The 21,151-nt window shown below is 71.4% G+C and carries 18 protein-coding genes and 1 riboswitch; of the genes, 12 read left to right on the forward strand and 6 right to left on the reverse strand.

Going from position 1 to position 21,151, the window contains the following annotated elements; translation table 11 throughout:
• Positions 1-192: 192 nt before the first annotated feature.
• The gene (locus ACH4FX_RS34505; RefSeq protein ID WP_398485392.1) at positions 193-891 is read right to left on the reverse strand and encodes a type 1 glutamine amidotransferase domain-containing protein; all 699 of its coding nucleotides are present in this window, start codon (positions 889-891) and stop codon (positions 193-195) included.
• A gap of 337 nt (positions 892-1,228) precedes the next feature.
• Between ACH4FX_RS34505 and ACH4FX_RS34510 the strand changes: the two genes are divergently transcribed.
• Both ACH4FX_RS34510 and ACH4FX_RS34515 read left to right on the forward strand, forming a co-directional pair.
• A complete protein-coding gene (locus tag ACH4FX_RS34510) occupies positions 1,229-2,113 on the forward strand; it encodes a helix-turn-helix transcriptional regulator (RefSeq protein ID WP_398485393.1) in 885 nt (294 codons plus the stop codon).
• Between the two features lie 184 nt (positions 2,114-2,297).
• Positions 2,298-3,698: an amidase gene (locus tag ACH4FX_RS34515; protein ID WP_398485394.1), complete on the forward strand. Its 1,401-nt coding sequence runs from the start codon at positions 2,298-2,300 to the stop codon at positions 3,696-3,698.
• Positions 3,699-3,820: 122 nt separating this feature from the next.
• Here ACH4FX_RS34515 and ACH4FX_RS34520 read toward each other — a convergent pair whose 3' ends face one another.
• The 4 genes from ACH4FX_RS34520 to ACH4FX_RS34535 form a co-directional block, all read right to left on the reverse strand.
• Positions 3,821-4,261, reverse strand: coding sequence for a protein-tyrosine phosphatase family protein (locus ACH4FX_RS34520; RefSeq protein ID WP_398485395.1), 441 nt, complete (start codon positions 4,259-4,261; stop codon positions 3,821-3,823).
• Between the two features lie 147 nt (positions 4,262-4,408).
• Positions 4,409-4,894 carry a PTS sugar transporter subunit IIA gene (locus ACH4FX_RS34525; protein WP_398485396.1) on the reverse strand — a complete coding sequence of 162 codons (486 nt, stop codon included), beginning with the start codon at positions 4,892-4,894 and terminating at the stop codon, positions 4,409-4,411.
• Positions 4,891-6,150, reverse strand: coding sequence for an MFS transporter (locus ACH4FX_RS34530; protein WP_398485397.1), 1,260 nt, complete (start codon positions 6,148-6,150; stop codon positions 4,891-4,893). The genes ACH4FX_RS34525 and ACH4FX_RS34530 overlap by 4 nt, the downstream gene beginning before the upstream one ends.
• 115 nt (positions 6,151-6,265) lie before the next feature.
• Complete coding sequence (locus ACH4FX_RS34535) at positions 6,266-7,024, reverse strand: DeoR/GlpR family DNA-binding transcription regulator (RefSeq protein WP_398485398.1); 759 nt, start codon at positions 7,022-7,024, stop codon at positions 6,266-6,268.
• 202 nt (positions 7,025-7,226) lie between these two features.
• On the opposite strand from ACH4FX_RS34535, the gene ACH4FX_RS34540 reads away from it, so the two are divergent.
• The 4 genes from ACH4FX_RS34540 to ACH4FX_RS34555 all read left to right on the forward strand — a co-directional run bounded on the left by ACH4FX_RS34540 (position 7,227) and on the right by ACH4FX_RS34555 (position 11,758).
• Positions 7,227-7,817: an HAD family hydrolase gene (locus ACH4FX_RS34540; protein WP_398485399.1), complete on the forward strand. Its 591-nt coding sequence runs from the start codon at positions 7,227-7,229 to the stop codon at positions 7,815-7,817.
• 700 nt (positions 7,818-8,517) lie between these two features.
• Positions 8,518-9,786, forward strand: a complete 1,269-nt coding sequence (locus tag ACH4FX_RS34545; protein ID WP_398485400.1) for an aspartate aminotransferase family protein — start codon at positions 8,518-8,520, stop codon at positions 9,784-9,786.
• A complete protein-coding gene (locus tag ACH4FX_RS34550) occupies positions 9,783-10,745 on the forward strand; it encodes an inositol monophosphatase family protein (RefSeq protein WP_398485401.1) in 963 nt (320 codons plus the stop codon). Before ACH4FX_RS34545 ends, ACH4FX_RS34550 begins: the two co-directional genes overlap by 4 nt.
• Positions 10,742-11,758, forward strand: coding sequence for a zinc-binding dehydrogenase (locus tag ACH4FX_RS34555; RefSeq protein WP_398485402.1), 1,017 nt, complete (start codon positions 10,742-10,744; stop codon positions 11,756-11,758). Before ACH4FX_RS34550 ends, ACH4FX_RS34555 begins: the two co-directional genes overlap by 4 nt.
• Positions 11,759-11,839: 81 nt before the next feature.
• On the opposite strand, the gene ACH4FX_RS34560 is transcribed toward ACH4FX_RS34555, so the two are convergent.
• Positions 11,840-12,190: a hypothetical protein gene (locus ACH4FX_RS34560; protein WP_398485403.1), complete on the reverse strand. Its 351-nt coding sequence runs from the start codon at positions 12,188-12,190 to the stop codon at positions 11,840-11,842.
• A 185-nt stretch (positions 12,191-12,375) separates the two neighbouring features.
• Positions 12,376-12,557, forward strand: a riboswitch (cobalamin riboswitch).
• A gap of 202 nt (positions 12,558-12,759) precedes the next feature.
• Here ACH4FX_RS34560 and ACH4FX_RS34565 point away from each other — a divergent pair.
• The 6 genes from ACH4FX_RS34565 (at position 12,760) to ACH4FX_RS34590 (ending at position 21,036) form a co-directional block, all read left to right on the forward strand.
• Positions 12,760-14,259 (forward strand): CoA-acylating methylmalonate-semialdehyde dehydrogenase, encoded by a 1,500-nt coding sequence (locus tag ACH4FX_RS34565; protein WP_398485404.1) that lies wholly within the window; start codon positions 12,760-12,762, stop codon positions 14,257-14,259.
• A 5-nt stretch (positions 14,260-14,264) separates the two neighbouring features.
• Entirely contained in the window at positions 14,265-15,485 is a 1,221-nt protein-coding gene (locus ACH4FX_RS34570; RefSeq protein ID WP_398485405.1) for an acyl-CoA dehydrogenase family protein, read from the forward strand.
• Positions 15,482-16,594 (forward strand): enoyl-CoA hydratase/isomerase family protein, encoded by a 1,113-nt coding sequence (locus ACH4FX_RS34575; RefSeq protein ID WP_398485406.1) that lies wholly within the window; start codon positions 15,482-15,484, stop codon positions 16,592-16,594. Before ACH4FX_RS34570 ends, ACH4FX_RS34575 begins: the two co-directional genes overlap by 4 nt.
• Entirely contained in the window at positions 16,591-17,583 is a 993-nt protein-coding gene (mmsB, locus tag ACH4FX_RS34580) for a 3-hydroxyisobutyrate dehydrogenase (RefSeq protein WP_398485407.1), read from the forward strand. Before ACH4FX_RS34575 ends, mmsB begins: the two co-directional genes overlap by 4 nt.
• Complete coding sequence (locus tag ACH4FX_RS34585; RefSeq protein ID WP_398485408.1) at positions 17,580-18,389, forward strand: enoyl-CoA hydratase; 810 nt, start codon at positions 17,580-17,582, stop codon at positions 18,387-18,389. The genes mmsB and ACH4FX_RS34585 overlap by 4 nt, the downstream gene beginning before the upstream one ends.
• Positions 18,390-18,471: 82 nt before the next feature.
• Positions 18,472-21,036, forward strand: a complete 2,565-nt coding sequence (locus ACH4FX_RS34590) for a DUF262 domain-containing protein (protein WP_398485409.1) — start codon at positions 18,472-18,474, stop codon at positions 21,034-21,036.
• Positions 21,037-21,151: the final 115 nt, after the last annotated feature.

The following is a 21,151-nucleotide window of genomic DNA, read 5'->3' on the forward strand; positions in this document are numbered from 1 at the left end:
GAAAGACGATCTGCGCAGGTCAGTCACTTAGGGAGATGGATCGTGGCAGGTCACAGCACCGCCAAATCTTTTCCGGGACATCTGACGAGCGAATGCCGCCGCGCCCTTCCCGACCTGCGGACGCGGGTCTGGAGGGGGCGCGGCGGCACCTCTGGGTCTTCCCTGGGTGCCCTGGGCGGATACGCGGGTGCGTCAGCCCAGCGCGGCGATCATGTCTTCGGCCAGCCTGGCACTGGAGGCGGGGTTCTGGCCGGTGAAGAGGTTGCCGTCGGTGATGTTGTGCTGCTGGTACGCCGCCCCTCCGATGTGGTCCGCGCCCAGCTCCCGCAGACGGGAAGCGAGCAGCCACGGAGCTCCCTCGGCGGTGCCGAACAGCTGCTCCTCCTCATCGGTGAACGCCGTCATCCTGCGGCCGGCGAAGAGCCAGTCGCCGTCCTCGTCCTCGGCGCTGAGCAGCGCGGCCGGACCGTGGCAGACCGCGCCGATGAGCTTCCCGGCCTTGTCCGCCTCGGCCAGCAGACGGCCCAGGTCGGCGTCCTGGAAGAGGTCGACGACCGGGCCGTGGCCGCCGGGCAGCACCACCGCGACGTAGTCGTCCATGCCGACCTCGTCGAGCTTCAGCAGCGGGCCGAACTCCTCCAGTGCCTTCCGGGCGTGTGCCACGTAGCGGCCGCACTCCTCCCCCGCGACCGCCGGGTCGGCGCTGTGCTCGTCCAGCGGCTGCAGCACCCCACCCGGGGAAGCGAAGTCGACCGTGTAACCGGCCTCCACGAACTTCTCGTGCGGAGCAGCCAGCTCCTCCGCCCAGTAACCCGTCGGGTACTGCGATCCGTCGGTGCGTTCCCAGACGTCGGCGGCCGACATGACGAGGAGAATCTTGCCCTTGCTCATGAGAAGTTCCTTTTCCGTGAAGAGACATCCGGAGCAGGCGGCAACCTGCTCGGGGAAAATCAGTGGCCGGGCATGACGTAATGGCGACAGGGTGCAAAGGAGCGCCGACCGTAAGCCCGCTCGTCGGCCGTCCGTCCGAGGAACGCCATGGGCGCCCCTTGGTGCCGTGCGCATGCCGCAATCCGTCCTCTGTCGCTCCTCCGCAGGACGTACATCCAGCATGGCCTGCCACCAGCCCCCGCAGACGCCCCTAGCAGGCCCTGCGCAACAGCGGACCCGGCAGCCTAGGACTCGCAGACCCACGCGGGAAACATCCACACCCGCGATACTGCGTGGCATGGCCAACAACAACCGTGAGCTGGGGAACTTTCTGCGCAAGGCGCGCAGTCAAGTGGATCCCGAGCAGGCCGGTCTGCCGCCGGACACCCGTACGCGGCGTGTTCCGGGCCTGCGCCGTGAAGAGGTCGCCCGCCTGGCGGGTGTGTCGACCGACTACTACGCCCGGCTCGAACAAGGACGTCCGATCACCCCGTCGCCCGGTGTCGTGGACGCGCTCAGCCGCGCCCTGGGCCTCGATGAGGCGGGACGCACGTACCTTCACAGCCTCGTCGGAGTGACGGCCGCGCCATCACGGCGCCACAGCCGGGGCGTGCAAAGGCTCCGCCCCGGTCTTCACCGACTCATCGACGCGTTCGACGGCGAACCGGTCCTGGTTCTCGGCCGCCGCAGCGACGTCCTGGCGGCCACCCGGATGGCCAAGGCACTGTTCACCGACTTCGACCGGATGCCCGTCCGACACCGCAACTACGCACGCTGGATGTTCCTCGGCGAGGAACCCCGGTCCTTGTTCGTCGACTGGGAGGACCAGGCACGGGCCGCCGTGGAAAGCCTGCGCCTGGAGGTGGGACGGGACGCGGACGGCCAGGCCACGAACGATCTCATCGCCGAGCTGCGCGGAAAGAGCACGGAATTCGACCACTGGTGGGAAAAGCACCGGGTCCATCAGCGCACCCACGGTTCCAAACGCCTCCACCATGCACTGGTGGGTGAACTGACAGTGGAGTACGAGACGCTGACCCTGCCGGGAGACCCCGACACCACCCTCTTCGTCTACACCGCGGAACCCGGCTCGTCGTCCAGACAAGCACTCGACCTCCTGGCCATGTGGTCCCTCACCGGCACCACAACCCCCCGGGCCGGCACAGCGAAAGAGCGCGATTGACACGGGTTTTCGTCCCGTATCTGGCGGCCTCGTCCCAACAGGACTGGCATCCCCTCTCCGGCGCCTCGGTGAGGGCTCCTGCCACCCGAGCAGGCCCGGGGACCTACTCTGACCCCGGGCACAAGGTAGCGGGACAATCACGGCCCATTGGGTGAATTGAACAGACAGGCTCGGAGAGTTTGTTGTGAAGGAAGGGGTCCTGGAGCCGATGGAGCCGAGCGATCTCGTATGGCACGACGCAGTCGGCCTCGCGAGTCTGATCTCAGCGGGCACGGTGAGCGCCGTCGAGGTGGTGTCCGCCCACCTCGACCGGATCGAGGCGGTGGGAGACCGGGTGAACGCCTTCGTGACCGTGCTCGGTGAGCAGGCGCTGCACGCCGCAGCGCGACCGGCCGACGGCCCGCTCAGCGGAGTCCCCTTCACGGTCAAGGACTCCTTCGACACCGCGGGGACCCCCACCACCTGGGGGTCGAGGCTCTTCGCCGACCGGGTGCCCGATAGCGATGCCACCCCGGTGGCCCGCCTTCGGCAGGCCGGCGGCATCCTGCTGGCCAAGACGAACCTGCCGGAGATGTCCTACTGGACCGAGACGGACAACCGCCTGACCGGCAGGTCCCTGAACCCCTACGATCCGCAGCGCACTCCCGGGGGCTCCAGCGGCGGTGAGTCGGCGGCCATCGCGAGCGGGCTCTCGCCGCTCGGTATCGGGAGCGACGTCGCCATCTCCGTGCGCGGACCCGCCGCCGACACCGGGATCGCCTCGATCAAACCCACCCACGGCAGGGTGCCGATGACCGGCCACTTCCCCGCCGTGCCGCGCCGCTGGTGGCACGCCGGCCCCATGGCCCGCAGCGTGCGCGACCTGCGCTTGGCACTCTCCCTCATGGAAGGGCCCGACGGCAGCGACCCCTACGCCGTGGCGCTGCCCGCCGCGGGCCGCACCCGCGGCGGGGACCGGCTGCGCATCGGCTGGACCACCGCGGCGTTCGGCGCGGTCGATCGACAGGTCGCCGCTACGGTCGCCGCGGCGGCCACGGCGCTGACCGAACTCGGGCACGACGTCCGGGAGAGCGAGCTGCCATGGCTCGCCGAGCGGGACTGCACGCTGCTCTCGGCGACGCTCTTTCCCGCAGAGGTACGGCCCGCCCTGCGCGCCGTCACCTCGGGCCGTGAGACGGAGGTGCACCCGGTCATCGCGGCCACGCTGGAGTCCGCCGATGTTCCGCCGGCCGACTATGTCGCCGCCGAACACGAGGTGGCGCAACTGCGTACACGTTTTGCCGCATGGTTCGCCGACCACGACGTCCTGCTGTGCCCCGTGACGCCCTTTCCCGCGCTGCCTCATGGCCGCAGCCGTCTCGACGTGGACGGTGTCTCCCTGCCGGCACGCGCGGTGATGCGCGCGACCGTACCGTTCAACCTGACCGGCCTGCCCGCCGTCGCGCTCCCCTTCGGGGCCACGGATGACGGCCTGCCTCTCGGCGTCCAGTTGGTCAGCCGATGGTGGGCCGAGGCACTCCTCCTCGACCTCGCGGAGCGCCTGGAGGAGGTCAGCCCCGTCCGAGGCCGCCGCCCCGCCTTCTGAAAGAGCCGAGTACGTGCTGCCGCCGATTGGTCGTCGGTGCCGCGGCCGTGGAAAGGGGCCTTCGGGTTGCCGTAGGCGGAGGTACGGCAACCCGGGCGCCATAGGCGAATGCTGATCCCGGTTCACTTCCCGGCGGTCAACGCCTGGCGGATGAAACGGCGTTGCCATGGCACTTCGACCGCGCGGGAGTGGTAGTTCCGCCGCACCCATGTGACGGCCTCCTTGGGGTTCATGCCCTCGAAGACGCACATTACGGAGAGAGCCGTGCCGGTCCGTCCGACGCCGCCCCCGCAACAGACCTCCACACGTTCGCCGGCAGCGCGTTCATATGCGGTGCGGAGTGTGCGCATTGCGTCCACGGGGTCGGCGGGGAGCCAGAAATCCCGCCAGGAAACCCACAGGGACTCCCATGGGGTGGCGTCCGGCTGATGGCCGATCAGGTGCACGGCCAATGTCGGGGTCTGTCCTTCCGGAAGGCCGTACCTGAGTCCGCGTCCGCGAATCCGCCGCCCCGAGGGAAGTGTGATCACTCTGGGGGCGTCGGTATTCCACAGTTCGGTCACGATGAATTCCGTTCCGGTCGGTCGCGTGGAGCCGGCTTGCGACTATCACCGTCATTCCCAACGGGCGCCGGGAAAGTACTTGTTGGGCATGGGAGACTAGCGCAGGGGCCAAAGCTTCGGCCGCGCTGACGCAGCCGGACCGCCGGGTCAGCGGATCAGTCGGAACAAGTCGTACAGGTCGTCGGTCGTACGGGCCTCCGTCAGCATGCGCCGGAAGCCGGGGTGGGCGGTGTGGCGGGCGAGGACGGAGTACGCCTGTACGCAGCCGGGGTCCTTGAGGTGGTGCGGGGCGGCGAGGAGGAACACGTCGCGGACCGGGTGGTCGTCGGCGCCGCGCCAGTCGAGTTCCTGTGAAACCCGCGCGAAGGCGGCAGCCGGGGCGTTGACCGTGCGGCTGCGGGCGGTCAGCAGGGCGATGCCATGGAAGCCGTTGGCGCCCTGGGTCATGCGGACACGTACCGCGCAGGTGAAGGCGCGCGGGTCGGAGACGGTGCCCGCGGCGTGCAGGCCGTGGACCAGGAATTCGAGTAGGGAGTCCTTGGTGGCGGCCCGGGCGTGGGGGTGGATTCGCCGTTCGTCCACGTAGTCGGCGAGGCTCGTGGTGCTTCCGGCCCACGCCTGGGGCCGGTTCACGCTTCGGCCGGTGCGGGTTCGGGAGCGGCTTTTCCCCTGCGGACGGGGCGCAGGATTCCGGCGGCGAAGGCCGCGGCCACGCAGAACGCCACGGGGAGGAAGAAGGTGATGTTCAGGGGGACCAGGTGGGTGAGCGGGCCGATGACGGCGGGGCCCGCCAGCATTCCGATGTATCCGAGGCCGGCCACTTTGGAGACGTTCGCCCCGGACGATTCCGGGTCCATATTGCCGGCCGCGGTGAAGAACTGCGGAATGCAGCCGGACAGGCCGATGCCGAAGACGGTCCAGCCCAGGAGGGCCAGGGGCGCCCACGGGGACAGCGAGGCGACCGCGAGGCCGAGGGCCGCGAGGCCCGCGCCGTACCGCACCACGGACACCCGGCCGAAACGTGCCACCACACGGTCGGTGACGAAGCGGCCCACCGTCATGGCGGTGGAGAAACCGCCGTACGCCAGGGCGGCCGTCGCGGCGGGCGCGTCCAGCACGTCCTTGAGGTGGAGCACACTCCAGTCGTTCGCCACGCCCTCGCACAGCATGAGCATCAGGGCGAGTGCGCCCAGCGCCCAGACCTGGGACGGGGTACGGCGCCTGGCGGGCGGCACCTTGGCCGCGGACGCGGTGGAATCGGCGGTCCGGGGCCCTTCCGCCGCAGGTGATGAGCTTTCCGGGGGCAGCATGCCGGGCACCAGGGCGAGCGTGACCAGCACGCCGGCCACTGCCACGGCGGCGAGGGTGACGGACGGCCGCCAGTCCCAGCTGATGGTGCGCGCGCCGATGAGCGAGGCGAGAACACCGCCGACCGAGTACACCGCGTGGAAGGCCGACATCACCGGACGGCCGTAACCCCGCTCGACCTGAACAGCCTGGGTGTTCATGCTGACGTCCAGGCAGCCGTTGCCGAAGCCGAGGGCCAGCAGGGCCGCGGCGAGGGTCCAGGGCGAGTCCGCCAGGCCCGGCAGCACCACCGTGGCACTGCACAGCGCGCCACCGGCGAGGACGATGGTACGGCTGCCGAACCGGTCGACCAGCGCCCCGCAGACCTGCATGCCCGCGAAGGCGCCGCCGCCCAGGAAGAGCAGCAGCCAGCCCAGCACGGCATGGGTGATGCCGACCTGGTGCTCGATGGCGGGGATGTGCACGATCCACATCCCCATCACGAATCCGTTGAGCGCGAAGGCCACGAACGTACAGCCCCGCGCTGTGCGCAAGCGCCGCGACAGCGGCGACCCAGTGGTGGAGCCAGTCGATTCACTCATCACGGGTGACCATAACGCACAGGTTGAGTGTTCGTCAGGGCTTGGGGCGGCTTTTCGTCACGTCCGGTGCGGGCGCTGAACGATGGGCAGGACGCCTCCTGGGAAGGGGCGGGCCTCACACGTGGACGATGTTCACACCCGCGGCGCGCATCTCCTCGACCACCGGTGTGCCCTGGGCCGCGTCGGTCACCACCACGTCGAGCTGTTCGACCGAACAGATGCGGCCGAGCGCCACCCGCCCCAGCTTCTCCGCGGTCGCCACCAGGATGATGCGCCGCGCCGCCCGCGCGGCCACCCGCTTCACGTGCACGTCGTCCAGGCTGTAGGCGGTGGCGCCGCTGGCCGCGTCCACGCCGCAGCACCCGAGGATGAAGGTGTCGTAGCGCAGGTCCTCGAAGGTGCGCAGGGCGGTCTCCCCGTAGAAGGACAGCTCGCCCGGCCGGACCTGGCCGCCGGGGAGCAGCAGGCGGATGCCCTCGTGCTCGGCGAGCGGCATCGTCGCGTGCAGGGACAGCGGTGTGACGGTCAGCCGGCGGCCCGCCATGGCGTGCGCGATGGCCACGGCGGTGGTGCCGGTGTCCAGGGCGACGGTCTCCCCGTCGTTCAGCATCCGCACCACCACGTCGGCCAGTTTCGCCTTGGCCTCGCTGCCGACCATGGCCCGTACCGCGTACGGCGGTTCCACGCCGCTGAGCAGCGCGGTCACCGCGCCGCCGTGCACCCGGCGCAGGGCGCCCCGGGACTCCAGCAGCTCCAGGTCCCGGCGGATGGTCATCTCCGACGTCTTGGTGGAACGGGCGAGTTCGGCCACGGAGGCCCGGTTGCGCTCGGTCAGCAGGGCCAGGATGAACCGGTGGCGTTCGGAGACATTCATGTCGCTGATGTAGCACAACAACACACCGGGTGCGAGTTGCGGCCCTTCCGCCCGCTGGCCTGCGGAGTCTGTCAGGGCCTCGGCGGTTGACAACCACCCATGCCGAGTGTGTACTCACACGCACGTTGTGTGAGTACGGGCGTTCGCTCGCACCGGCCGGGCGGGGTGCGGGCGGAAGCGGAATCCTTCGAGGGGTGATGGCATGACCGCGGTGCTCTTCGACATGTTCGGCGTGATCGCCCGGCAGCAGTCCCCGGCCGCCTGCACCCGGCTGGAGCGCACGGCCGAAGTCCCCGCCGACGCCTTCTGGGAAAGGTACTGGGCCCTGCGGCAGCCTTATGACCGGGGTGACCAGAACGGCGCGCAATACTGGCGGACGGTCGCCGAAGCGCTCGGGACGCATTTCGACGAGGCGCGGATCGCGGAACTGATCGCCGCGGACGTGGCGAGCTGGAGCCGGGTCGACGAGGAAATGGTGGAATACCTCGGCGGTTTGGCGGACCGCGGCACCACCATCGGTCTCCTGTCGAACATCCCGGCGGAATTGGCGGCGCATTACGAGGAGCACCACGCGTGGCTGAAGCGCTTCTCGGTTCTGGCCTTCTCCTGCCGTATCGGCCACGCCAAGCCGGAGCCCGGTGCGTACACATGGTGCAGTACGGCCTTCGGCCTGCCGCCCGAGCGCATTCTGTTCGTGGACGACCGGGACGCCAACGTCCGGGCGGCCGAGAGCCTCGGCATGCGGGGCCATCTGTTCACGTCGCTGGCGGAGTTGCGCCCCGCCCTGGACTGACACCACCCGCTCCGCACCGACACCGCTCGGCCGCGTGCCCCCTCGTACCGGCGCCGGGCCGGGGGACCTGACACCCCCGGCCCGGCGCCTTGCCGTGTCGCGACCCGACGCAGCGAGGCGTGGCACCACAGCCCCGTACGCCGCCACAGCCCACCCAACGCCCCGTACACCTCTACAGCGCACCCAGCACCCCGCCCCCGCCGTACCGCGCCAAGACAGCCACTGCCCAAAGGCGCACCAACGGTGTTTGAAATTTGCGTAAGACGTTGAAACGGACGGCACTCTGTTCCGTATGTCGCGTCTTCGAATCTTGTCGAAGGCCCTTCCACTCCCGACGACGGAACTGCGCCAACGTCCGTCCGCCGGTCCGGCCGCCCGGACAACTCCCCATCATTGCTGGTCAGATGAGCCCTCTCGACACCCGCAACAATGTGGTCCACACACCGCCCTGATGGATTCCAGCCGATTCACGGTCGATCAAGCCAAACGAACACCCACGCTGTTAGGGTCGGTGTCGTCAAACGTTGAAGCGCCCGGCCGGGAAGCCCCGGCCCCCGAGCCGCACCGGCCGGGGAATCGGGACACCGGTCAGGACACCACGGCCGAACGGCGGCCCGCGCACCGCGGGCCCGGTCGGCGTGCCCGTGCCTCCCTCCCAGCCGTCCCGGCACCAGCATGTCTTCTGCGAGGAGAACCGTTCATGGACGCCACGAACGTTCGCGATCTGCTCTATTACCCGGTCAGCGCCCAGAAGATGGTGCGCGGCGAGGGCGTCTTCCTCTACGACGAGGACGGCAACGAATACCTCGACTGCGCTTCCGCCACCTTCAACCTGAGCCTCGGCTACTCCCACCCCGCCGTGATCGAGGCGATGAAGGAGCAGCTGGACGTCTTCGCCCATCTGACCTCGTCGGTGCAGAGCGACCCGGTCAACGGGCTGGTGCGCCGGCTCGTGGAGGTCTCCCCCGAGAACCTGACCCGGGTCCACCCGAAGGTCTCCGGCGGCTCCACCGCCAATGAGGGAGCCATCAAGATGGCGCAGTACGCCACGGGCCGCTCCGAGGTGATCTCCCTGTTCCGCAGCCATCTCGGGCAGACCATGATGATGACCTCGATGTCGGGCAACGCGTTCCGCAAGGAGCCGTTCCCCTCGCTGTTCCCGCGCACCCTCCAGGTGCCGGACCCGTACTGCTTCCGCTGCTTCTACGGGCAGCAGAAGAGCAGTTGCGGAATGATGTGCGTGGACCGCATCGAGGACTTCCTGGAGTACGCCAGCACCGGCCAGGTCGCCGCCGTCATCGTCGAGCCGATCTCCGGCAACGGCGGCAACATCGTCCCGCCGGACGGCTACTTCCAGAAGCTGCGGGCCTTCTGCGACGAGCACGACATCGTGCTGATCTTCGACGAGATCCAGACCGGCATCGGCCGGACGGGCCAGATGTTCGCGGCGCAGCACTTCGACGTGGAGCCGGACGCCATCACCACCGCCAAGGGCCTGGGCGGCTCCGGCGCGCAGGTGGCGGCGATCCTGACCAACGAGCGGCTGGCGGGCCTGCCGGCCAACCACCACTCCTTCACCTACGGCGCCAACCTGCTGGCCGCCTCGGCGGCCAACGTCACCCTCGACATCGTCCGGCAGCCCGCGTTCCTGGCGAACGTACGGGCCACCGGCAACTACATCCTCGGCCGGCTCGCGGACATGCGGACCCGTTACCCGGCCATCGTCGACGTACGCGGAGTCGGGCTCATGATCGGTTTCGAGATCGCGCACCCCGACGGCAAGCCCGCCGTCAAGCTGACCAACCATCTGGCGGGCGCGGCCGGGCAGCACGGTCTGATCCTGCGCACCTCCCGCTACGGCTACGGCAACGTCCTCAAGATCCGGCCGCCGCTGATCCTCACCCTCGACCAGGCCGAGCTGCTGTGCGACCGCCTGGAGAGCCTCTTCCGCGCGGAGCTGTCCTCATGACCACGATGAAAGAACTGCTGACGGGCCTGGGCCGGCACGTACGGGCCGAGCTGATGACGTACGCCGGCCGGGGCCCGGCCCGGCAGGTGCACGGCGACTCCCCCGGCGGCGACGCCCAGTTCGACGTGGACGAGGTCGCCGAGCGGGCCGTCCTCGCGTACCTGCGCGAGCACGCACCGGTGCCGCTCGCGGTCTACACCGAGGACGGCTCGCTGGTCGAGCTGGCGCCCGATCCGCGGTACGTGCTGGTCGTGGACCCCATCGACGGGACCCGGCCCACCTCGGCCGGTCTGGAGATGGGCATGGTGTCGATCGCTGCGGCGCCGCTGACGAAGGCCGCGCCGACGCTGGACGACGTGACCGCGGCGCACCTGCTGGAGATCAAGTCGGGTGCGTGGATCCACGGGGACGACGACGAGGGGCTGTCGTACGGCGGGTTCCCGCACGCGCTGCCGCGGCTGAGCCGGACCACCGACCCGGCGAAGATGTTCTGGTCGGTCGAGTTCAACGGCCATCCCATGCACCTGATGGCGGCGGCGTACGCGCACCTGGTGGACCGGTCCGCCAACACCGGCGGCGTCTTCGTGTTCAACAGCGCCACGTTCTCGATCTCCCGCATCATCACCGGCCAGCTCGACGCGTACGTGGACATCGGCAACCGGGTGCTGCGCGACCACCCGGGGACCGAGGCGGCCTTCCTGGCGGCCGGGCGCGGCTCGATCCTGCACCTGTTCCCGTACGACATCGCCGCCGCGGTGTACCTCGCCAAGCGCAGCGGGGTCACCATCACCGACGCCTACGGCGACGACCTGGGGACCACCGCGCTGCTCGACCTGGACCCGATGAACCAGAAGTCGTGCGTCGCGGCCGCCACCCCGCAGCTGCACAAGGAACTGCTCGGCGCCATCCGGTGGAACATCCCGGGCGCCGCCCCGACGACCTCCGGAGGTATGCGATGAAGGCCCTGGTCCTGACCGAGGCGCGGACGGTGTCGCTGGCCGACCACCCGAAGCCGGCGGCCACCGCGCCCACCGACGTCGTGGTGCGGGTCGCGCAGACCGGCATCTGCGGCACCGACCGCAGCGTGCTGGTGGGCAAGTTCCCCGCCGAGCCGGGTGTGGTGATGGGCCACGAGGCGGTCGGCACCGTCGAGGAGGTGGGGTCCGCGGTCACCGCGCACAAGCCGGGCGACCGGGTCGTCATCAACCCGACGCTGTACTGCGGCGGTTGCCCGTCCTGTCTGCGCGGGCACTGGGACTTCTGCGTCAACAAGGCGGGTACGGAGGTCGGGCTCGACCTGGACGGCGCGTTCGCCGAGTACATCCGGCTGCCCGAGCGGTTCCTCCACACCCTCCCCGAGGACATGCACTTCGACCGCGCGGTGGTCGTGGAACCGCTGGCCTGCGCGCTCAACAACATCGAAGCGGGCCGGGTGCGGGCCGGGGAGACCGTGGTCGTCGCCGGCGGCGGGCCGGTCGGTGTGGTGTGCGCGATGGCGGCCCAGCACCACGGCGCCCGGGTGCTGCTGACCGAGCCGGACCCGTACCGGCAGGAGCTGTGCCGCGAGGTGTTCGCCAGGGACTTCGGCGGCCGGGTCACCGTCCACACGCCGGACGCCCCGGCCCTCGCGGGGCAGGGCGACGTGGTCATCGACACCGTCGGCAGCCTGCTGGAGCAGTGCCTGGCGTACGCGGCGGTCCGCGGCCGTGTCGTGATCATGGGCTACAACAGCAACGCGTCGGCCACCGTGCGCCCGCTGGAGATCCTCCAGCGCGGGTTGCAGATCATCGGGGCCGGGGACTACAACAGCCGGCTGTTCCCCCGGGCGATAGAGCTGGCCCGGTGGCTGCCGCTGGAGCGGCTGGTGACCCACCGCTTCCCGCTGGAGCAGCACGAGGCGGCGTTCGCGGCGCTCGCCGCGGCGCCCGGGACCCCGTATTCGGCGCTCAAGGTCGTGCTGGTGCCGGAGTGATCCGTGGCGGACGGCCCGCGCGGTCGGCCTGGTGCCGGCCGCGCGGGCCGTGGCGGCGCTCCCGTAGGAAGCCGTCCGCCCTCACGAGAAGTCGACGGCCGCCAGTACCGGGCCCGCGGCGAGCAGCGCGTACTGGAGCCACACGGTGCTGCACCGTGCCCGGTATCCCAGGCCCGCCGCCGGGACGCACAGGGCGATCAGCCCCGGGACCGGGGAGAGTGCCAGCGCCGTCCGCGCGGCGGGCAGCAGCGGCCCGCTCGCGCCGTCGCCGCTGTACGCCTGGTTCAGAACGATGATCACGAAGAGGAAGTACGCGGCGGCGAGCAGCAGGAGGCCGAGCCCGGCGAACACCCGCAGCGCCGTCGTGGAGGGCGCGAAGGGGTCACGCTGCGGCAGGTCGGCGGGGGCGGGTGAAGGTGCGGGTGCGCTCATGACCGCCAGCCTGACTTCGGCGGCGCGGCGCGGCATCGGTGCACGTACTCAACGCCGTCGGGGACCCGTACTCACTTTCCGCCGGCGCTCGTCCCCGCACCCGGCGCGGTCGCGGGCGTGGAGCGCGGTGCCGCCGTCGGGCAGCCAGGGGATCTTCGGCCCCCTGGACTTACTAGGACGTCCGACTATATGTTCGTGACCAAGGCCCGCGGTGCAGGGAAGCCGGTGCGAATCCGGCGTGGTCCCGCCACTGTGACCGGGGAGTGCGACGCCGAGCTACACGCCACTGACGCGAACGAGGTCGGGAAGGCGGGCGGCGCGCGGTGATCCGGAAGCCAGGATACCGGCCGCGGGTGTTGTTCCGTGTTGTCCACGAGGATGGAGCAGACACGCATGGCACCGGTGCGTACCCCCGGCCCAGGTGATCCGGCCCGGCCCGCGGCACCGCCCGCCGGCTGACGGTCCCCCGCGCTTCGCGTTCCCACGGCCCCGCCGCGTACCGCGCCCGTTGCGCCGTACGCGCGCCCGGCCGTGCCATCCCCGGATCTCACCTGACGAGAGCAGGCCCCATGGTCCGTGAACTGACCCATTTCATCGGCGGCAAGCACACACCGGGAACATCGGGTGCTTACGGCGACGTGTACGACCCCAACACCGGCACCGTGCAGGCCCGGGTACCGCTCGCGGACCGCGCCGAGACCACGGCCGCGGTCGCCGACGCGGCGGCGGCCCAGCCGGAGTGGGGCGAGTGGAACCCGCAGCGGCGCGCCCGGGTGCTGCTGAACTTCCTGCGCCTGGTCGAGGGCGAGCGGGAGTCGCTGGCGCGGCTGCTGTCCGGCGAGCACGGCAAGACGGTCGCGGACGCGCACGGCGACCTCCAGCGCGGCCTGGAGGTGGTGGAGTTCGCCGCCGGCATCCCGCACCTGCTCAAGGGCGAGTTCACGGACAACGCCGGGACCGGTGTGGACGTGCACTCGCTGCGCCGACCGGTCGGTGTGATGGCCGGGATCACCCCGTTCAACTTCCCCGCGATGATCCCGCTGTGGCAGGCCGCCCCGGCCATCGCCTGCGGCAACGCGTTCGTACTGAAGCCGTCCGAACGGGCGCCGTCCGTGCCGCTGCGGCTCGCCGAACTGTTCCTGGAGGCGGGGCTGCCGCCGGGCGTCCTCAACGTCGTGCACGGCGGCAGGGAGTCGGTGGACACGCTGCTGGAGGACCCGCGCGTCGAAGCGCTCGGCTTCGTCGGCTCGACACCGGTCGCCGCGCACATCTACGCGACCGCCGCCGCCCACGGCAAGCGCGCCCAGTGCTTCGGCGGCGCCAAGAACCACCTGGTCGTGATGCCGGACGCCGACCTCGACCAGGCGGTGGACGCGCTGGTGGGCGCCGGGTACGGGTCGGCGGGCGAGCGCTGCATGGCGGTCTCGGTCGCCGTACCGGTGGGCGAGGAGACGGCCGACGCGCTGGTGGCGCGGCTCCGCGAGCGGATCGGCGCGCTGCGCATCGGCCGCAGCGACGACCCGCACGCCGACTTCGGGCCACTGGTGGGCCGGGACGCGCTGGACCGGGTCCGGGCGTATGTGGACCTCGGTGTCACGGAGGGCGCGGAACTGGTCGTGGACGGGCGGGGCTTCACCCTGCCGGGCCACGAGGACGGCTTCTTCGCGGGCGCCTCGCTCTTCGACCGGGTCACCCCGGACATGCGGATCTACCAGGAGGAGATCTTCGGCCCGGTGCTGTCGGTGGTACGGGCGGCGGACTACGAGGAGGCGCTGCGGCTGCCCACGGAGCACCCGTACGGCAACGGCGTGTCGGTCTTCACCCGCGACGGGGACACCGCGCGGGACTTCAGCCGCCGGGTGCACACCGGCATGGTCGGCGTGAACGTGCCGATCCCGGTGCCCGTCGCGTACCACACCTTCGGCGGCTGGAAGCGGTCCGGCTTCGGCGACCTGAACCAGCACGGGCCGGACGCGATCCGCTTCTGCACCCGCACCAAGACCGTCACCTCGCGCTGGCCCTCCGGGGCCAAGGAGGGCGCGAGCTTCACCCTCCCGACGATGGGCTGAGCCTGATGAGCGTCATGACCACCGCCACCACGACCGCCTCGCCGACCTCGCTCACCGCGGACCAGCTCGCCATCGTCGAGACGACGCTGGACTTCGCGCAGGAGCACATCGCCCCGCATGCCGTGGCCTGGGACCAGGACAAGCACTTCCCCGTGGACGTGCTGCGCAAGGCCGCCGCCCTGGGGCTCGGCGGCATCTACGTACGAGAAGAGCACGGCGGCTCCGCGCTCAGCCGCGCGGACGGCGTGCTGGTCCTCGAAGCGCTGGCCACCGCCTGCCCGTCCATCGCGGGCTACCTCTCCATCCACAACATGGTCGCCTGGATGATCGACCGGTACGGGGACGACGCGCAGCGCGCCCGCCGGCTGCCCGGCCTGTGCTCGATGGCGGACCTGGGCAGCTACTGCCTCACCGAGCCGGGTGCCGGGTCCGACGCGGCGGCGCTGCGCACCCGCGCGGTGCGCGACGGCGACGCCTACGTACTGACCGGCGTCAAGCAGTTCATCTCCGGTGCCGGGGCCTCAAAGGTGTACGTGGTGATGGCCCGTACCGGCGGGGAAGGGCCCGGCGGCATCTCGGCGTTCGTGGTCGAGCGGGACGATCCGGGGCTGTCGTTCGGCGCCGACGAGAAGAAGATGGGCTGGAACGCGCAGCCCACCCGGCAGGTGATCCTGGACGGGGTGCGCATCCCCGCGGACCGGCGGCTCGGCGCGGAGGGCGACGGCTTCCGGATCGCGATGAGCGGCCTCAACGGCGGCCGGCTCGGCATCGCCGCGTGCTCCCTCGGCGGCGGCCAGAGCGCCCTGCACGCGGCCCAGGTGTACCTCGCGGACCGGGAGGCGTTCGGCGGGCGGCTGCTGGACGCGCAGGCGCTCCAGTTCCGCCTCGCCGACATGGCGACGGAGCTGGCCGCCGCCCGTGCGCTGGTGCGGCAGGCCGCCGAGGCGCTGGACCGGGGCGATCCGCAGGCGCCGCAGCTGTGCGCGATGGCCAAACGGTTCGCCACCGACACGGGCTACACCGTCGCCGACCGCGCGCTGCAACTGCACGGGGGCTATGGCTACCTGAGTGAATACGGCATGGAGAAGATCGTCCGCGATCTTCGGGTCCATCAGATCCTGGAAGGGACGAACGAGATCATGCGCTTGATCGTGGCCCGTGGGCTGACCGGGGCGGGAACCGGCGGCGGCACCCGCCCCGGGGCCGGACCGGGAGCCGCCCGATGACCGGCGGTCCCGTACGCGCCGGCCGCGTACCCGACGCGCCCGCGCCCGACGACTCCGTGCTGCTGCGGACCGCGGGCCGGGCGGCCTACCTCACGCTCAACCGGCCGAAGGCGGTCAACGCCCTCGACCACGCCATGGTGCGCCGGATCGGCGCGGCGCTGGCCGCCTGGGAAGCCGATCCGGCGGTCGGGACCGTGGTGCTCAGCGGCGCGGGCGAGCGGGGGCTGTGCGCGGGCGGCGACATCCGCGCCATCCACGAGGACGCCCGGACCGGCGGCACGGCGTCCGCCGCGTTCTGGCGGGACGAGTACCGGCTCAACGCCCGCATCGCGCGCTGCTCCAAACCGTACGTCGCCGTGATGGACGGCATCGTGATGGGCGGCGGCGTCGGCGTCTCGGCGCACGGCAGCGTACGGATCGTCACCGAGCGGTCCAAGGTGGCCATGCCCGAGACCGGCATCGGCTTCGTGCCGGACGTCGGCGGTACCTACCTGCTGGCGCTCGCGCCCGGCGAGCTGGGCACCCATCTGGCGCTGACCGGGACGGCGGTGGGGGCCGGGGACGCCCTGCTGTGCGGGCTCGCCGACCACTACGTGCCGTCCGGGCAGGTGGCGCGGCTGATGGCGGACCTCGCCGCCGATCCGGTGCCGGACGTACTGCCGCGGTACGTACAGCAGGCGCCCGAAGGCGAGCTGGCCGCGCGCCGGGAATGGATCGACCGCTGCTACGCGGCCGGCACCGTCGAGGAGATCGTGGACCGGCTGCTCGGCAGCGGGGTCCCGGAGGCCAAGGAGGCCGCCGAGACGATCCTCGCCAAGTCCCCCACCGCGCTGAAGGTGACCCTGGCCGCGCTGCGCCGGGCCCGTGAGCTAGGGCCGCTGGAGCGGGTGCTGGACCAGGAGTACCGCGTCTCGTGCGCGGCGCTGGCCACGCCCGACCTGGTCGAGGGCATCCGCGCCCAGGTCATCGACAAGGACCGCGCGCCGCGCTGGTCCCCCGCCACCCTCGCCGAGGTCGCGGACGAGGACGTGGCCCGGTTCTTCGCACCGCTCGGCGACCGCGAACTGGGGCTCGCCGACGGTGCCGGTACACAGGAGGTGCCCTGGTGAGCGCGGAGATACGGGACGGGGACGGCGGAGCCGCCACGGTCGGGTTCGTCGGGCTCGGGAACATGGGCGGGCCGATGGCGGCCAACCTGGTGGCGGCCGGGTACCGGGTGACCGGCTTCGACCTCGCGCCGGAGGCGCTGGCGGCGGCGGCCGGGACCGGTGTCGAGCCCGCCGGTTCGGCGACCGCGGCCGTGGCGGACGCGGACGTGGTGATCACCATGCTGCCCGCCGGACGGCACGTCCTGGCCCTCTACGAGGACGGCGGGCTGCTCGCGGCGGCCCGCCCCGGCACCCTGTTCCTCGACTGCTCGACCATCGACGTGGCCGACGCGCGGGCCGCCCACGAGGCCGCCGTACGCGCCGGTCACCAGGCCCTGGACGCGCCGGTCTCGGGCGGCGTGGTGGGCGCCGGGGCGGGCACGCTGACGTTCATGGCGGGCGGCGGCGCGGCCGAGTTCGCGCGGGCCGAGCCGCTGCTCGCGGCGATGGGGAGCAAGGCGGTGCACTGCGGCGCGGCGGGCGCCGGACAGGCCGCGAAGATCTGCAACAACATGATCCTCGGCATCTCGATGATCGGGGTCAGCGAGGCGTTCGTCCTCGGGGAGAGCCTGGGCCTGTCCCACCAGGCGCTGTACGACGTGGCGTCCACCGCGAGCGGGCAGTGCTGGGCGCTGAGCGTCAACTGCCCGGTGCCCGGCCCGGTGCCGGGCAGCCCGGCCGACCGCGACTACCGGCCCGGCTTCGCGGCGCCGCTGATGGCGAAAGACCTCGGCCTCGCCGCCAACGCGGTCCGGTCGCACGGCGTGCACGCCGAACTCGGCCTCCGAGCAGCCGAGTTGTACGCGGCGTTCGCCGAGGGAGAGGGCGCCGCGGAGGACTTCTCCGGCATCGTCCGTACGATCAGGAAGCGGTCCGGCGGCGCACCGCACGCACCGTCCACCGACGCACCGGCACCCCGGACGACCGAGCAGAACGGGACGACCGCATGACCGACACCACCCAGCGCGCGGACGACCGTACGCAGCCGTACGAGACGATCCTCCTGGAGCGCACCGGCCGGACCGCGCTGCTCACCCTCAACCGCCCCAAGGCGCTCAACGCCCTCAACCTCCAGGTGATGAACGAGGTGGTGGCGGCGACCGCGGAGCTGGACCGGGACCCGGACATCGGCTGCATCGTCATCACCGGGTCGCCGAAGGCGTTCGCGGCCGGGGCCGACATCAAGGAGATGCGCCCGCGGTCGTACATGGACATGTACCTCAGCGACTGGTTCACCGCCTGGGACCGGCTGGGCGCGCTGCGCACGCCGACCGTCGCGGCGGTGGCCGGGCACGCGCTGGGCGGCGGCTGCGAGCTGGCCATGCTCTGCGACATCCTGCTCGCCGCGGACACCGCCGTCTTCGGCCAGCCGGAGATCAAACTGGGCGTCATCCCCGGCATCGGCGGCTCCCAGCGGCTGACCCGCGCCATCGGCAAGGCCAAGGCGATGGAACTGTGCCTGACCGGCCGCACGATGGACGCGGCGGAGGCCGAACGCGCCGGCCTGGTCTCCCGGGTGGTCCCCGCCGCCGACCTGCTGACCGAGGCCCGCGCCGTGGCCGGACAAGTGGCGGCGATGTCCGCACCGGTCGCGATGATGGCCAAGGAGGCGGTCAACCGCGCCTTCGAAACCACCCTCACCGAGGGCGTCCGCTTCGAACGCCGCCTGTTCCACGCGGTGTTCGCCACCGAAGACCAGAAGGAGGGCATGACGGCGTTCGTGGAGAAGCGGGCGGCGGAGTTCAGGCACCGTTGAGCGGTGCCGGCCCGTCCGAAAACGCCTCGCCCCGGGCGCGGGCTGGCTAGGGTGATCCTCTTGAAAGCTCAAAGAGATCATTGTGGTCGGCGACCGGGGCGAGGGATCGATGGAAGCGCGGGAAACGACGTTCGAGCGGCTGATCCAGGGGGACAACCAGTTCCAGATACCGCTCTACCAACGCACGTACAGCTGGGACGCCAAGGACCACCAGCGGCTGTGGGACGACCTGTTACAGCAGACCGTCGCCGGCGATGACGCGCCGACCGGGCACTTCCTCGGCTCGCTGGTGCTCGATCCCCGCGCTCCCCTGCCGGACACGGTCCAGCGGTGGGTCGTCATCGACGGCCAGCAGCGGCTGACGACGCTGATGCTGCTGGCCTGCGCGATCCGCGACCACGTACGGACCTTCGACACCGGCAAGGCCGACCTCGTCCACCGCCGGTACCTGGTCAACGAGGAGGACTGCACCGGGCTCGACGCCTACCGGCTGCTGCCGACCCAGGCCGACCGGCCGTCGTACCTCGCCTGCGTGAACGGTGATCCCACCGCGGGCGGCGAGGACAGCATCGGAGCCGCCTACCGGTTCTTCCGGGCCGCGCTCACCGAGTACGACCCGGCCGGCGAGTGGGAGACGGTACGCCACATCGACCAGGCGCTGCGCCACCGGCTGACGCTGGTGACGATCACGGCCGGGCCGCAGGACAACGCCTTCCGGATCTTCGAATCGCTCAACAACACCGGCAAGTCGCTCAGCCAGGCCGACCTGCTGCGCAACTACGTGTTCATGCAGCTGCCGACCCTCGGCGAGCAGGTGTACGACAAGGTGTGGCTGCCGTTGCAGACCGAACTCGGCCCGGAGCGGCTGACCACGCTCGCCTGGCTCGACCTGGTGCTGCACGGCCAGTCCCGGCTGACCGGCAGCGAGGTCTACGAAGGGCAGCGGCGCCGGATGGGCCGGATCGTGGCCGCGGCGGGCGAGGAAGGGCTGCGGGAGGACCTCACCCGGCTGCGCCGCCTCGGCCACCTCCTCCTGCGGGTCTTCGAACCGGACCGGGAACCGCGCGCGGAACTCGGCGCGGTCCTCAAGCGACTCGCCCTGTGGGGAGGCGAGGCGCACTATCCGCCCGCGCTCCACGTGCTGGACCAGGTGGACCGGGGCGCGGCGGAAACACCGGAGGCCGTCGAGGCGCTGAGCTACGTGGAGAGTTTCCTGGTCCGGCGCATGATCTGCCGCGAGCCCTCGCACAGCGTCCGGCAGGTGCTGGCCGCCGTGCCGTCGGCTCTTGAGCGGGACCGGCCGCTGCACGAGGCGATGCGGCGCCAGCTGTCCGGGCAGCGGCGGGGGTGGCCGCGGGACGAGGAAGTGCGCGAGGCGATCCGTACGCAGCCTTTCTACTGGCAGGGCAGCAGCCGCCACCGCGCCTACGTGCTGCGCCGGCTGGAGGAGGACTACGCGGCGCCGGAGCCCGTCGACTTCTCCCGCGCCTGGGCGACGGTCGAGCACGTCCTGCCGCAGCGCCCGGGGCGGGAGTGGCTCGACATGCTGGCCGAGGACGCGGAAGAGGGAGAGCGGGCCGAGGAACTGCACGAGGCGTTGGTGCACACCCTGGGCAACCTGACGCTCACCGGCGAGAACGGGCGGCTGTCCAACCACCCGTACGAGCGCAAGCAGCAGATCCTCGACCAGAGCGCGCTGCGCATGAACCGGGAGATCGCCGCAGCGGGCCGCTGGGGGCGGCGGGAGATCCTGGACCGGTCCGCGCGCCTCGCCGACCGGGCGGTGCGGATCTGGCCGGGGCCGCTGGCCGGTGACGACCCCCGGTCCGGTGAGCGGTCGGAGTGGCAGCGGCTGCGGAAGGTGCTGGCAGCCGTTCCGGCCGGTAAGTGGACGACGTACAAGGATCTCGCCACGGTCACCGGAGCGGGTTCCGCCCAGACCGTCGGCAGCTACCTGGCCAAGCACGCGGATGTGCCGAACGCGCACCGGGTGCTGACGGCCGACGGCACGTCCTCTCCCGGATTCGCCTGGCTGGACGGCCGTACGGAATCGCAGCAGGAGGCGCTGGAGCGGGAGGGCGTCCGCTTCAACGGCACGGTGGCCGGCCCCGAGCAGCGGCTGCGCACGTCCGAGCTCGCCGGCCTCGCCGGGCTCGACGCCCCGGAAGAGCGCGCGGAGGACTCGGCGGCACGTCGTCCCGAGCCCCCTGCCGACCGGGCGGAGAATTTCGCCGCGCTGCTGCATGCCCATCAGCCGCACCTCGCGGACCAGTTGCTGGCATGGCTGAGCAAGTGGGAAGCAGAGGGCGGCCGGCTCCAGTACGGCGCCGCCGCGGAGACCAGTTGTGCGCCCGTCCTTCGGGAGGGCACGGGACCGCAGGGCTGCCTCCGGCCGGTGACCGTCTACCCGCGCTCGGGAACCGTGGAGGTCGTCTTCGAGCACCTTGCCCGGCGGGAGCCTTTCACCCGGCTCGGGCTCCTGGCCGAACTCCGCGACCGGCTCCGGAGCATCCCCGGCGTGGTGCTGGACGTCCCCGACGCCGAGTTGCCGCGGAGACGGCCGAACGTTCCGCTGGAGGCCCTGCGCGGTGACGGGCTCGTCCGCTTCGCCGAGACGATGGAGTGGTTCCGGCAGCAGAGCCTCTGAGCACCGCCGCCGGGCCTCGGCGCGGGCCCAGGATGATCCGAAAGACACGGCCTAGTAGTGCTTCGTTAGCTCTGCCGATCGTGGCTGACCAGGAGCATGCTGGCAGGTATGAGGC

This window comes from Streptomyces sp. NPDC018019 (assembly GCF_044327805.1).
GTDB lineage: Bacteria > Actinomycetota > Actinomycetes > Streptomycetales > Streptomycetaceae > Streptomyces.